Here is a 15,127-nt window from a genome sequence, read left to right as displayed (position 1 = left end):
GTGCCGTGGGTGGTGTGCGGGCGGGGCGGGGAGGCGTTGCGGGCGCAGGCCCGTCGTCTGGGCGAGTTCGTGTCCGGGGAGACGGATGCCTCCATGACCGAGGTGGGCTGGTCGCTGGTCAGGGGTCGGTCGGTGTTCGAGCACCGGGCTGTGGTGGTGGGCCGGGACCGTGAGGCTCTGACTGCTGGTCTTGGGGTGCTGGCTGCGGGTGAGGTGTCACCTGATGTGGTGTCGGGGGTTGCCGGTGACATCGGTCCGGGTCCGGTGCTGGTGTTTCCGGGGCAGGGGTCGCAGTGGGTGGGCATGGGTGCCCAACTGCTCGACGAGTCGCCGGTGTTCGCGGCCCGGATCGCCGAGTGTGAGCAGGCCCTGGCCCCGTATGTCGACTGGTCGCTGACCGGCGTACTGCGCGGGGACGGGTCCGAGCTGTCCCGGGTGGAGGTGGTCCAGCCGGTGCTGTGGGCGGTGATGGTGTCTCTGGCTGCCGTCTGGGCCGACCACGGCATCACCCCCGCTGCCGTGATCGGCCACTCCCAGGGGGAGATGGCCGCCGCGTGTGTCGCGGGCGCACTGTCCCTGGAGGACGCGGCACGGATCGTAGCCGTACGTGCTGACGCGCTGCGCCGGCTCCAGGGGCACGGTGACATGGCCTCCCTGAGCACCGGCGCAGAACAGACGGCCGCCCTCATCGGCGACCGGCCGGGCGTGTCCATCGCCGCCGTCAACGGACCCGCATCCACCGTCATCTCGGGTCCGCCCGAGCACGTAGCGGCTATCGTCGCCGAGGCCGAGGCGCAAGGCCTGCGGGCTCGTGTGATCGATGTCGGTTATGCCTCCCACGGCCCGCAGATCGACCAGCTCCGCGATGAGCTCACCGAGCGGCTCAGCACTATCCGGCCCACGACCACCGATGTGGCGTTCTATTCGACGGTGACCGCCGAACGGCTGGCGGACACCACTGTCCTGGACTCCGGCTACTGGGTGACCAACCTGCGACAGCGGGTGCGTTTCGCCGACACCGTCGAAGCACTCCTGGCCGACGGCTACCGGCTGTTCATCGAAGCCAGCCCCCACCCCGTCCTCAGCCTGGCCATGGAAGAAACCATCGAACAGGCCGACGTATCCGCCACCGTGGTCCCGACCGTGCGCCGTGACCACGGCGACACCACCCAGCTCACCCACGCCGCCGCCCACGCATTCACCGCAGGCGCCCGGATCGACTGGCGGCGCTGGTTCCCCACCGAGCCCACCCCTCGAACCGTCGACCTCCCCACCTACGCCTTCCAACACCAGCACTACTGGCTCAAGAGTGCCACGAGCACCGTGGCCGCGAGCGTCGGGCACGATGCGGCCGAGACGCAGCTGTGGCAGGCGATCGAGGAACTCGACCTCGGGCTGCTGGCCGAGACGCTGCGCTCGGAGGAGGGCAGCGAGAAGGCGGTCCAGGCACTGGAACCCGCGCTGCCGGTGCTTCAGGGCTGGCGGCGACGGCACCGGGAGCAGGCGACCATCGACTCGTGGCGCTACCGGGTCACATGGAAACACCTGCCTGACGGATCCGCTCCGGAACTGGGCGGGGACTGGCTGCTGTTCGTTCCTCTCGGCCAGGAGGAGCACTCCGCCGTACGAGCTGTGGCCGAGGCGCTGACGAAGCACGGCGCGGCCGGCGTCCGGCTGCATCCGGTCGACACGGGCCGAGCCCGGCGTACGGATCTGGCCTCGGTGGACACGACGGATCTTGCCGGGATCGTCAATCTGCTGGCGTTGGACGAGGAGCCTCATCCCGACTTCCCGGCCGTGCCCGCCGGCCTCGCCGCGACCACCACTCTCCTCCAGGCCCTCGACGACAACGGCACCGACATCACCGTACGCACCCTCACCCAAGGTGCCATCTCCACGAACCCCACCGATCCCCTCACCCACCCGGTGCAGGCGCAAGTCTGGGGACTGGGACGCGTCGCCGCCCTGGAGTACCCACGCCTGTGGGCCGGGCTCATCGACCTGCCCACCCGCATCGACCACCACACACTCACCCACCTCGCCACCACCCTGCTCCCCCAGGACGAGGACCAGGTCGCCATCCGCTCCAACGGCATCCACGCCCGACGCCTCACCCACGCACCCACCACCGCTACACCCAACACCAAGCCGACTTGGCGACCGCAAGGCACCACCCTCATCACCGGCGGCACCGGCGGCATCGGCGCCGTCCTCGCCCACTGGCTCGCCCACCAAGGCGCACCCCACCTCCACCTCACCAGCCGCCGCGGCCCCGACGCACCCGGCGCCCAAGAACTCACCACCCAACTCCACCAACTCGGCACCACCGTCACCATCACCGCCTGCGACGTCAGCGACCCCGGCCAGCTCCGCCACCTCCTCGACGACATCCCCACCAAACACCCCCTCACCGCCGTCATCCACGCCGCAGGCGTCACCGATCTGACGTCGATCGGTGATCTGACGTCCGCGCGCCTGGCCGAAGTGCTCGGGTCCAAGGCCCATGCGGCCTGGAATCTGCATGAGATGACACGGGAGTTGGATCTCTCCGCCTTCGTGATGTTCTCCTCCGGCGCCGGTGTGTGGGGCAGTGGCCAGCAGGGCGCCTACGGCGCCGCCAACCACTTCCTCGACGCACTCGCCGAACACCGCCACTCCCAGGGCCTCGCCGCCACCTCCATCGCCTGGGGCCCCTGGGCCGAAGCAGGGATGTCCGCGGACCCGGAGTCGCTGACCTACTTCAAGCGTTTCGGTCTGCACCCGATCGGCCCGGATCTGTGCGTCAAGGCACTGCACCAAGCCATCGACACGGGCGACCCCACCCTGACCGTGGCGAACTTCGACTGGGCACGGTTCACGCCGACCTTCACCGCCCAGCGACCCAGCCCACTCCTCACCGACCTCCCGGAGAACCGGCGGGAGGCCGAGCAGACCGGCTCCGCCGCCGAGACCAGCGCGTTCCGCGCGGAACTGGAGAAGACACCCGCGTCTCAGCGGCACGGCTTCCTCGTCCGGCACGTCCGGACGTACGCGGCAGCGACACTCGGTCGCCCCGTGGAAGACGTTCCCGCGGCGAAGCCCTTCCAGGAGCTGGGCTTCGACTCGCTGACCGCGGTCCAGCTGCGCAACGGGCTCAACTCCGCGACCGGGCTCACGTTGCCCGCCACCGTGGTCTTCGACCACCCCACGTCCGAGGCCCTCGCCATGCACCTGCGCGAGCAGCTCGGCGTCGAGGACGGGGCCGGCGGCGAAGGCCATGTACTGGCGGCGCTCGACAAGTGGGACGCCAGGTACGGCACGGCCGAGATGGACGAGGCGGCCCGCCGGCGCATCGTGGGCCGACTACAGGTGCTGGTTTCGAAGTGGAGCCCGGCACGGGGCGGCCCCAAGGGAGCCGCCGAGTCCGCCCACGACGACCTTGAGACGGCGAGCGCGGACGACATCTTCGACCTCATCTCCAACGAGTTCGGAAAGGCCTGACCGGCACCCCGCCCGCATCCCCTTCCCCCTCCCTCATCCGTCCTGTCCCCCTTCACCCCATGACCTCGATCACTACGTAGCGCCAAGGAGCCTGGGTCAGATGTCGAACGAGGAGAAACTTCTCGATCACCTCAAGTGGGTCACCGCGCAGCTGCGCGAGGTCCGCCAGCGGCTCCACGACAAGGAATCGGCCGAGCCGGTTGCCATCGTGGGCATGGCCTGCCGTTACCCCGGCGGCATCCGGTCCGCCGAGGACCTGTGGCGACTGGTGCGCGACGGCGGCGACGCCGTCTCGGCGTTCCCCACCGACCGGGGCTGGGACCTGGAAGCGCTGTACCACCCGGACCCCGAGCATCCGGGCACCAGCTATGTCCGGGACGGCGCCTTCCTGTACGACGCGGGCGGCTTCGACGCCGAGTTCTTCGGCATCAGCCCGCGCGAGGCCACCGCGATGGATCCGCAGCAGCGGCTGCTGCTGGAGACCGCCTGGGAGGCGATCGAACACGCGGGCCTCGATCCACGGGCGCTGAAGGGCAGCGACACCGGTGTCTTCACCGGAGTGAGCGCCCACGACTACCTGACGCTGATCAACCAGACCGCCAGCGAGGTGGAGGGGTACATCGGCACCGGCAACCTCGGCAGTGTGGTGTCGGGCCGGATCTCCTACACGCTGGGGCTCGAAGGCCCGGCGGTGACGGTCGACACCGCATGCTCGTCGTCCCTGGTGGCGATCCACCTGGCGAGCCAGGCACTGCGCCAGGGCGAGTGCTCGCTCGCGCTCGCCGGTGGCTCGACCGTCATGGCCACACCCGGTTCGTTCACCGAGTTCTCGCGGCAGCGCGGGCTCGCGCCCGACGGGCGGTGCAAGCCGTTCGCGGCCGCCGCCGACGGCACCGGCTGGGGCGAGGGTTCCGGGGTGGTAGCGCTCGAACTCCTCTCCGAGGCGCGGCGCCGCGGCCACAAGGTCCTTGCGATGATCGGAGGTTCGGCCGTCAACCAGGACGGCACGAGCAACGGGCTCACCGCGCCCAACGGTCCCTCCCAGGAACGTGTGATCCGTGCCGCCCTCGCCAACGCCCGCCTCTCCGCCGAGGACGTCGACGTGGTGGAGGCGCACGGCACCGGCACCACCCTCGGCGACCCCATCGAGGCGCAGGCACTGCTCGCCACGTATGGACAGGGACGACCCGATGACCGGCCGCTGTGGCTCGGCTCGGTGAAGTCGAACATCGGTCACACGCAGGCTGCGGCAGGTGTGGCGGGCGTCATCAAGATGGTGATGGCCCTGCGGAACGAGCAACTGCCCGCCTCGCTGCACATCGACGCGCCTTCACCACACGTCCAGTGGGAGCAGGGCGGCGTACGACTGCTCTCCGAGCCGGTCGAATGGTCGGCGGGGCGTACGCGACGGGCGGGTGTCTCGGCGTTCGGTATCTCGGGGACCAATGCGCACGTGATCCTGGAGGAGGCGCCGGTCGAGGACCGGGTCGCGCCGGCTGAGGTGGTGGCGGAGCCTTCGGGCGGGGTGGTGCCGTGGGTGGTGTCCGGCCGGACCGGCGACGCGCTGCGTGAACAGGCTCGCCGTCTGGGCGGATTCACGACGGAATTTACCGACGCCTCACCCATGGAGGTGGGCTGGTCGCTCGCCACGAGCCGCTCGGTGTTCGAGCACCGGGCTGTGGTGGTGGGCCGGGACCGTGAGGCTCTGACTGCTGGCCTTGACGCGCTGGCTGCGGGTGAGGTGTCTGCGGATGTGGTGTCGGGGGTTGCCGGTGACATCGGTCCGGGTCCGGTGCTGGTGTTTCCGGGGCAGGGCTCGCAGTGGGTGGGCATGGGCGCTCAACTCCTCGACGAGTCGCCGGTGTTCGCGGCCCGGATCGCCGAGTGCGAACAGGCCCTGGCCCCGTATGTCGACTGGTCACTGACCGGCGTACTGCGCGGGGACGGGTCCGAGCTGTCCCGGGTGGAGGTGGTCCAGCCGGTGCTGTGGGCGGTGATGGTGTCTCTGGCTGCCGTCTGGGCCGACCACGGCATCACCCCCGCCGCTGTGATCGGCCACTCGCAGGGGGAGATGGCTGCCGCGTGTGTCGCGGGCGCGTTGTCCCTGGAGGACGCGGCACGGATCGTAGCCGTACGTGCTGACGCGCTGCGCCGGCTCCAGGGCCACGGTGACATGGCCTCGCTGAACACCGGGGCCGAAGAGGCGACCGGTCTCATCGGGGACCGGCCGGGCGTGTCCATCGCCGCCGTCAACGGACCCGCATCCACCGTCATCTCGGGCCCGCCCGAGCACGTAGCGGCCGTGGTCGCCGAGGCCGAGGCACAAGGCCTGCGGGCTCGTGTCATCGACGTCGGTTATGCCTCCCACAACCCGCAGATCGACCAGCTTTGCGATGAGCTCACCGAACGGCTCCACACCATCCGGCCCACCACCACCGACGTGGCGTTCTACTCCACCGTCACCGCCGAACGCCTCGACGACACCACCGTCCTGGACTCCGGCTACTGGGTGACCAACCTCCGACAGCAGGTCCGCTTCGCCGACACCCTCGAAGCACTCCTCGCCGACGGCTACCGCCTGTTCATCGAAGCCAGCCCCCACCCGGTGCTCGCTCTCGCCATGGAAGAAACCATCGAACAGGCCGACATGCCCGCCACCGTCGTCCCCACCCTGCGCCGCGACCACGGCGACACCACCCAGCTCACCCACGCCGCCGCCCACGCATTCACCGCAGGCGCCCCCATCGACTGGCGACGCTGGTTCCCCACCGTTCCGCCGCCCCGCACCATCGACCTCCCCACCTACGCCTTCCAACACCAGCACTACTGGCTCAAGCCGCCCTCCGCGGTGGCGACCACGGGCGGTGGTCATGATCCGGTCGAGGCGCAGGTGTGGCAGGCGATCGAGGACCTGGACATCGATGCTCTCGCCGGCAGTCTGGACATCGAAGGGCAGACGGAGACGGTCGGAGCGCTGGAGCCCGCGCTGCCCGTCCTCTCCGCCTGGCGGCACCGGCACCGGGAGCGGACCACGGTCGACTCCTGGCGCTACCAGGTCAAGTGGAAGCACCTGCCCGACGCGACGGCGCCGGAGCTCAACGGGACCTGGCTGCTGCTCGTGCCCGCCGCGCACGCCGACCACATCGCCGTCCTGGCGACCGCGCAGGCACTGACCGCCCATGGCAGCGAGGTACGGCGTCACGTGGTCGACGCGCGCGCCGTGGAACGCGCGGGGCTGGCCCAGGAGTTGCTGTTCATGCTGGGCGAGGACAGCTACGCCGGGATCGTCAATCTGCTGGCGTTGGACGAGGAGCCGCATCCCGACTTCCCGGCCGTGCCCGCCGGCCTCGCCGCGACCACCACTCTCCTCCAGGCCCTCGACGACAACGGCACCGACATCACCGTACGCACCCTCACCCAAGGTGCCGTCTCCACGAACCCCACCGATCCCCTCACCCACCCCATCCAGGCACAAGTCTGGGGACTCGGACGCGTCGCCGCCCTCGAATACCCACGCCTATGGGCCGGACTCCTCGATCTACCCGCCCGCATCGACCACCAGACACTCACCCACCTCGCCACCACGCTGCTACCCCAGGACGAGGACCAGGTCGCTATCCGCTCCAACGGCATCCACGCCCGACGCCTCACCCACGCACCCACCACCACACCGACCGGCAAACCGGCTTGGCGACCGGAAGGCACCACCCTCATCACCGGCGGCACCGGCGGCATCGGCGCCGTCCTCGCCCACTGGCTCGCCCACCAAGGCGCACCCCACCTCCACCTCACCAGCCGCCGTGGCCCCCACGCACCCGGTGCCCAAGAACTCACCACCCAACTCCACCAACTCGGCACCACCGTCACCATCACCGCCTGCGACGTCAGCGACCCCCGCCAACTCCGCCACCTCCTCGACGACATCCCCACCGAACACCCCCTCACCGCCGTCATCCACGCCGCAGGCGTGCCCAACTACATCGGTCTCGGTGACCTGTCGGGCGCGGACCTGGACGAGGTACTGCGGCCCAAGGCTCTCGCGGCGCTCCATCTGCATGAGATGACACGGGAGTTGGACCTCTCCGCCTTCGTGATGTTCTCCTCCGGGGCCGGTGTGTGGGGCAGCGGCCAGCAGGGCGCCTACGGCGCCGCCAACCACTTCCTCGACGCACTCGCCGAACACCGCCACTCCCAGGGCCTCACCGCCACCTCCATCGCCTGGGGCCCCTGGGCCGAAGCCGGAATGGCCGCCGATCAGGCCACTTTGACGTTCTTCTCCCGTTTCGGCTTGCATCCGCTCAACCCGGATCTGTGCGTCAAGGCACTGCACCAGGCCATCGACACGGGCGACCCCACCCTGACCGTGGCGAACTTCGACTGGGCGCAGTTCACACCGACCTTCACCGCCCAGCGGCCCAGCCCGCTCCTCACCGACCTGCCCGAGAACCGGCGGGTGAACGCACCTGTGGCGCAGGAACCCGGCGTGGAGACGGCGTCGCTCCAAGCGGAGCTGACCGAGGCGAAGCCGGCACAGCAGAGGCAGTTGCTGTTGCAGCACGTGCGTTCTCAGGCGGCTGCCACATTGGGGCACTCCGATGTCGACGCCGTGCCCGCGACGAAGCCGTTCCAGGAGCTGGGCTTCGACTCGCTGACCGCGGTGGAACTGCGCAACAGGCTCAACAAGACCACCGGTCTGACGTTGCCGACCACGGTCATATTCGATCACCCCACGCCCGACGCGCTCACCGATGTCCTACAGGCCGAGTTGTCGGGCGCCCCGGCGACCGCCGACGTGGCGCGCGCGACCACCGTCGCCGACGACGAGCCGATCGCGATCGTCGGCATGGCCTGCCGGTACCCGGGCGGCATCCACTCCGCCGAGGAGTTGTGGGACCTGGTCATGGCCCGCAAGGACGCCATGGGCGACTTCCCCGACGACCGGGGCTGGGACCTGGAGGCTCTGTACGACCCGGACCGGCGGAGCCGCGGCACCAGTTATGTGCGCGAGGGCGGATTCCTGTACGACGCGGGCGACTTCGACGCCGGCTTCTTCGGCATCAGCCCGCGCGAGGCCGTCGCGATGGATCCGCAGCAGCGGCTGCTCCTGGAGACCGCCTGGGAGGCGATCGAACGCGCGGGGCTCGACCGGGAGACCCTCAAGGGCAGCAACGCCGGGGTCTTCACGGGCCTGACCATCTTCGACTATCTGGCGCTCGTCGGTGAACAGCCCACCGAGGTGGAGGGGTACATCGGCACCGGCAACCTCGGTTGTGTGGCCTCCGGCCGGGTGTCGTACGTGCTCGGTCTCGAAGGCCCGGCGATGACCTTGGACACCGGGTGTTCCTCGTCCCTGGTGGCGATCCACCAGGCGGCACACGCGCTGCGGCAGGGCGAGTGCGACCTCGCCCTCGCGGGCGGTGCGACGGTGATGGCGACGCCGGGCGCGTTCGTGGAGTTCTCCCTGCAGCGTGGCCTCGCCATGGACGGGCGGTGCAAACCGTTCGCGGCCGCCGCCGACGGCACCGGCTGGGCGGAGGGGGTCGGCCTGGTCGTCCTGGAGCGTCTCTCCGAGGCACGCCGCAACGGCCACCAGGTCCTTGCGGTGATCCGGGGTTCGGCCATCAACCAGGACGGCACGAGCAACGGGCTCACCGCACCCAATGGGCGGGCCCAGCAGCGGGTGATCAGGCAGGCTCTCGCCAATGCCCGCCTCTCGGCCGAGGACGTCGACGTGGTGGAGGCGCACGGCACCGGCACCACCCTCGGTGACCCCATCGAGGCGAACGCGCTCCTGGGCACGTACGGGAAGGACCGGCCCGAGGACCGGCCGCTGTGGCTCGGCTCGATCAAGTCGAACATCGGGCATGCGCAGGCGTCGGCCGGTGTGGCGGGCGTGATCAAGATGGTGATGGCGCTGCGGAACGAGCAACTGCCCGCCTCGCTGCACATCGACGCGCCCACACCGCACGTGGAGTGGGACGGCAGCGGGATACGGCTCCTGTCCGAGCCGGTGGCCTGGCCGCGCGGCGAACGCCCGCGCCGCGCCGGGGTGTCGGCGTTCGGTATCTCGGGCACGAACGCGCATCTGATCCTGGAGCAGGCGCCGGACGTTCCGGAGCCCGTGAGCGCTCCGCCGGCCGAGGCTCCGGCCGGGGTGGTGCCGTGGGTGGTGTCGGCACGCGGCGAGGAGGCGTTGCGGGCACAGGCCCAGCTCCTCGCCGAGCGTGCGGCGGCCGACCCTGGGCTGACGTCGCCTCTCGATGTCGGCTGGTCGCTGGTCACGAGCCGGTCGGTGTTCGAGAACCGGGCCGTGGTCGTGGGCCGGGACCGCGAGGCGCTCATCGCCGGACTGCGGTCGCTGGCGGCGGGCGAGCCGTCGGCAAGTGTCGTCGAGGGCGTCGTAGAGGGTGCCTCCGGCGCGGGTCCGGTGCTGGTGTTCCCGGGGCAGGGCTCGCAGTGGGTGGGCATGGGCGCCCAACTCCTCGACCAGTCACCGGTGTTCGCGGCCCGGATCACCGAGTGCGAACAAGCCCTGGCCCCGTATGTGGACTGGTCGCTGACCGGCGTACTGCGCGGGGACGGGGCCGAGCTGTCCCGGGTCGAGGTGGTCCAGCCGGTGCTGTGGGCCGTCATGGTGTCTCTGGCCGCTGTCTGGGCCGACCATGGCGTCACCCCCGCCGCTGTGATCGGCCACTCGCAGGGGGAGATGGCTGCCGCGTGTGTCGCGGGCGCGTTGTCGTTGGAGGACGCGGCACGCATCGTAGCCGTACGCGCTGACGCGCTGCGCCGGCTTCAGGGGCACGGAGACATGGCCTCTCTGGGCACCGGGGCCGAACAGGCGGCCGGTCTCATCGGGGACCGGCCTGGGGTAAGCATCGCGGCCGTCAACGGGCCCGCTTCCACGGTGATCTCGGGCCCGCCCGAGCATGTAGCGGCCGTGGTCGCCGAGGCCGAGGCGCAAGGGCTGCGGGCTCGTGTCATCGACGTCGGCTACGCCTCCCACGGCCCCCAGATCGACCAACTCACCGACGAACTCACCGAACGGCTCCACACCATCCGGCCCACCACCACCGACGTGGCGTTCTACTCGACAGTGACCGCCGAACGGCTGGCGGACACCACCGTCCTGGACACCGACTACTGGGTGACCAACCTGCGACAGCAGGTCCGCTTCGCCGACACCCTCGAAGCACTCCTGGCCGACGGCTACCGCCTGTTCATCGAAGCCAGCCCCCACCCCGTCCTCAGCCTGGCCATGGAAGAGACCATCGAGCAGGCGGACATGCCCGCCACCGTGGTCCCGACCCTGCGCCGCGACCACGGCGACACCACCCAGCTCACCCACGCCGCCGCCCACGCCTTCACCGCAGGCGCCCCCATCGACTGGCAGCGCTGGTTCCCCGCCGTTCCGCCACCACGCGTGGTGGACCTCCCCACCTACGCCTTCCAGCGCCAACGTTATTGGCTGAAGGGCCGCAGGGGACTCGCCGGGGATCCGGCGGGACTCGGGCTCGCGTCGGCGGGACATCCGCTGCTCGGGGCAGCCGTCGAACTCGCGGACGGCGGCAGTCACTTGCTGACCGGCCGGATCTCTCCGCGCGACCAGGCGTGGCTTGCCGAGCACCGGGTCATGGACAACGTACTGCTGCCTGGTTCCGCCTTCGTGGAACTCGCGTTGCAGGCCGCGGTGCGCACCGGTTGCGAGGAACTGTCCGAGCTCACGCTGCACACGCCGCTCGTCTTCGGGGACGACGGCGCGGGCGCGGTCGATCTGCAGGTGGCGGTGGGTGCCGTGGCCGAGGACGGCCGGCGTCCCATGTCCGTCCATTCGCGGCCCACGGGTGAGGGCGAGGAGGCGGCGTGGACCCGGCACGCCTCGGGTGTGGTCGCTCCCTCGGGGCCGGACGCCGTGGACTCCTCGTTCGGCGGGGTCTGGCCGCCGCCCGGGGCCACACCGATCGCCGGGCGTGATCCGTACGGCGAACTCGCTTCGTACGGCTATGACTTCGGGCCCGCGTCGCAGGGTCTGGTGAGCGCCTGGCGGCTCGGGGACGACGTCTTCGCCGAGGTGGCGCTGCCCGAGACGGCGAGTGGCGAGGCCGACCGCTATCAGGTGCACCCGGTGCTGCTCGACGCGACACTCCACGCGCTGATCCTGGACACGGCCGCCTCCTCGTCCGCCGACTCCGACGTCGGCTCCGACCAGGTTCTGCTGCCGTTCGCCTGGAGCGGGCTGCGGGTGCACGCGCCTGGCCCGGAGAGGCTGCGGGTCCGTGTCGCGCGTACCGCGTCGGACCGGCTGACCCTGTCGGCCGTGGACGGCCGTGGTGCGCCGGTGCTGACGCTGGAGTCGCTCACGGTGCGGCCGGTGGACTCCCGTCAGATCGCGGGCGCCAGGTCGGCGGACCGTGACACGCTCTTCCGGCTCGCATGGACGAAGGCGGCCGTACCGGCCGTGCGGCCGGACGAGGGCAGCGGTGCCGCACGTTGCGCTCTTGTCGCACCGCAGGGTGATCCGCTGGGTGACACGTTGGGTGATCCGTTGGGTGATCCGTTGGGTGATCCGCTGAGTGCCGCGCTGGCCCGTGCGTTGTCCGACGCTCCCGTCCACGGCTCGTTCGGCGCGCTGCGTGCAGGTGTGGCGGCCGGGGAGGAGGCGCCCGATGTCGTACTGGCCGTGTGCGCCACGCCAGGGGAGGGCGGGGGTGACGACGCGGCCGGGTGTGCGCGGCGGGCTGCGGTGTCCCTTCTGTCGCTGCTCAAGGAGTGGGTCGACGACCCCGTGTTCGCGGCCGGCCGGCTCGTCGTCGTCACCCGGCGTGCGGTCGCCGCGCGGCCGGGTGAGGACGCCGGTGATGTGCCGGGCGCGGCGCTGTGGGGTCTGGTGCGCAGCGCGCAGGCCGAGAACCCTGGCCGGCTCATGCTCCTCGACGTCGACGGTTTGGAGACTTCCCTCGCGGCGCTGACGGACGTACTGGCGTCCGGCAGGCCGGAGTTGGCGCTGCGTGACGGGCAGGCGTATGTGCCGAGGCTCGTACGCGACGACGCGTCGACGCGGCTCGCACCGCCGGTCGGGTCGCTCACATGGCGCCTCGCTCAAGCCGAAGGGGGGCGGTTGGCTCTCGTGGACGCCCCCGAGGCCGGACGGGAACTGGCGCCGCAGGAGGTGCGGGTGGCGCTGCGGGCCGCCGCGCCGGACGTGGATGCGCTCGCCGATGGCCCGGTCGAGGGCCCTGTCGAGGGTTCCGGTGTGGTGACGGAGGCCGGTGCCGCGGTCGAGGGCGTGGCCGTGGGTGACCGGGTGATGGGGCTCTTCGACGCGGTGGGGCCGGTGGCCGTCACCGAGGCCGGGCTGCTCATGCCGGTGCCGTCCGGCTGGAGTTGGGTGCAGGCCGCCGGGTCCCTGGGTGCCTATGTGGCCGCGTACCACGCCCTGGCAGAGGTCGCCGTGCCGCGTGCCGGGGAGCCCCTCCTCATCGGCGAGGAGACCGGCGCCGTCGGCCGGGCCGCACAGTGGCTCGCCCACCACCGGGGGACGGACGCCGTCGTCGGCACCTCACATCCCCACGAGGGCGGGCCCGCCATGGTGCTCGGCCGCGACAGCGACGGGGCGCTGACGATCCGGCGGGCGGGCGACCCGGAGGCGGGGCTGGTGGTGCCGGCTCCCGCACCCGGGCGCGTACGGGAGATCCTCGCCGAACTGGCGGAGTTGATTGACGCCGGTGCTCCGGCACCGCTCGACGTCACGGTGTGGGACATCCGGCAGGCCCCCGCGGCAGCGGCCGAAGCATCCTTGGCGGGCAGGGCCGTGTTCACGTTGCCCGCGGCGTTGGATCCCGAGGGCACCGTGCTGATCACCGGCGGTACCGGCGCGCTGGGCGCCCTGACGGCCCGCCACCTGGTGAGCCGGCACGGAGCAGGGCACCTGCTCCTGGCCAGTAGGCGCGGAGCCGACGCGCCGGGCGCCCTCGAACTGGCGGCCGAGCTGTCCGCGCTCGGTGCACGCGTCACCTTCGCCGCCTGCGACCTGAGCGACCGAACCGTGGCCGGCGCCGTCCTCGGGTCGGTGCCACCGGAGCATCCGCTGACCGCCGTCTTCCACTGCGCGGGCACCGTGAGCGACGCGGTGGTGCAGAACCTCACGGCCGAGCAGGTCGAGGAGGTGATGCGGGTGAAGGCGGACGCGGCATGGAACCTGCACGAACTGACGCGGGACACGGACCTGTCCGCGTTCGTCCTGTACTCCTCGGTCACCGGGCTGCTCGGCGGTCCGGGTCAGGGCAGCTACACGGCCGCCAACGCGTTCCTGGACGCCCTGGCCCGGCACCGGCACCGCGGTGGGGCGCAGGCGATGTCTCTCGCGTGGGGTTACTGGGATCTGGAGAGCGGTATGTCGGGGCGGCTCACCGACGCCGACCGGGCACGCCACGCCCGTGCCGGTGTGGTCGGGCTCAGCGCCGACGAGGGCCTCGCGCTCCTCGACACCGCGTGGGCCAGCGGTCTGCCGCTGCTCGCGCCGGTCCGCCTGGATCTGGCCCGGATGCGCCGGCAGGCCCGGAGCCACCCCGCCCCAGCACTCCTCCAGGACCTGGTGCGCATCGGGAGCAAGGGCACTGCCGGCGTCTCGGCGGGTGCGTCCGCGCTGCTCAAGGCACTCGACGCGATGTCCGAACCGGAACGGGAACAGGCACTGCTCGACCTGGTGTGCACGCACATCGCGGCGGTTCTCGGGTACGACGCGGCCACACCCGTCAACGCGACGCAGGGGCTGCGAGAACTCGGCTTCGACTCCCTGACCGCGGTGGAGCTGCGCAACCGGCTCTCCGCCGCGACCGGCCTGAAACTGCCCGCCACGTTCGTCTTCGACCACCCCGACCCGGCGGCGCTCGCCGCCCGTCTGCGGCAGGAAATGCGGCAGGAGCCGGCGCCGCGCGCGGAGGATCCGCTCGCCGGCGTCCTGGCGGAGTTCGAGCGTCTTGAGGACTCGCTGCTCTCGGTCTCCTCGAAGGACGGCACGGCGCGGGTGGAGCTGGCCGGGCGGCTTCGCGCCACGCTGGCCCGCCTCGACGTGCCGGAGGGCACGGCCACCGAGACCGCGGTGGCCACCCGCATCCAGGAGGCGTCGGCCGACGAGATCCTCGCGTTCATCGACGGCGACCTCGGCAAGGACAACGGCAACGGACGAACAGCGGAAGGACAGCGATGAACGAGCTCGCCCGCAAGAAGCGTGCCCTGGAGCACAGCAGACGGGTCAACGCCGGGGACCTGGAGGCGATCATCGCGTTGTACGCGCCCGACGCCGTCGTCGAGGACCCGGTCGGCCTGCCGCCGATCACGGGGCACGACGCGCTGCGCGCCCACTACGAGCTGCTCCTGGCCTCGCGCGTGCACGAGGAGACGACCGAGCCCGTCGCCGGGCAGGACGCCGAGCACGCACTGCTCCAGGTCACCTCCGTCATGGACTACCTGCCCTCGGGCCCGCTGTACGCCGAGCGGGGCTGGCTCAAGGCACCCGACGCCCCGCGGACGGCGCGCATCCAGCGCGCGGCGACGCTCGCGATCCGCATGGACCCGTCCGGCCTCATCCGGAGTCTGAAGTCGTACTGGGGCACGTCCGATCTCACCCTCCTCGGCTGAACCGGCAGCC

The 15,127-nt window shown here is 71.3% G+C and carries 3 protein-coding genes; all 3 read left to right on the top strand.

Going from position 1 to position 15,127, the window contains the following annotated elements; all coding sequences use genetic code 11:
- Positions 1 to 3,480 (top strand): SDR family NAD(P)-dependent oxidoreductase (locus AOK01_RS22315; protein ID WP_055514445.1); only part of this gene is annotated, 3,480 nt, incomplete at its 5' end.
- A gap of 100 nt (positions 3,481 to 3,580) precedes the next feature.
- On the top strand, positions 3,581 to 14,686 hold the full coding sequence (locus AOK01_RS46185) for a type I polyketide synthase (RefSeq protein WP_063792844.1): 11,106 nt from the start codon (positions 3,581 to 3,583) through the stop codon (positions 14,684 to 14,686).
- Positions 14,683 to 15,117, top strand: a complete 435-nt coding sequence (locus tag AOK01_RS22305) for a nuclear transport factor 2 family protein (protein ID WP_055514443.1) — start codon at positions 14,683 to 14,685, stop codon at positions 15,115 to 15,117. Before AOK01_RS46185 ends, AOK01_RS22305 begins: the two co-directional genes overlap by 4 nt.
- Positions 15,118 to 15,127: the final 10 nt, after the last annotated feature.

This window comes from Streptomyces aurantiacus (assembly GCF_001418335.1).
GTDB classification, from domain to species: domain Bacteria; phylum Actinomycetota; class Actinomycetes; order Streptomycetales; family Streptomycetaceae; genus Streptomyces; species Streptomyces aurantiacus.
Note: the sequence above shows the minus strand (reverse complement) of the source record. Positions and strands in the feature narration are given on the sequence as shown.

Bases quoted from the DNA above. Each gene is read 5' to 3' on its own strand.
- AOK01_RS22305 (WP_055514443.1), top strand. From the start codon at position 14,683: ATGAACGAGCTCGCCCGCAAGAAGCGTGCCCTGGAGCACAGCAGACGG.
- AOK01_RS46185 (WP_063792844.1), top strand. From the start codon at position 3,581: ATGTCGAACGAGGAGAAACTTCTCGATCACCTCAAGTGGGTCACCGCG.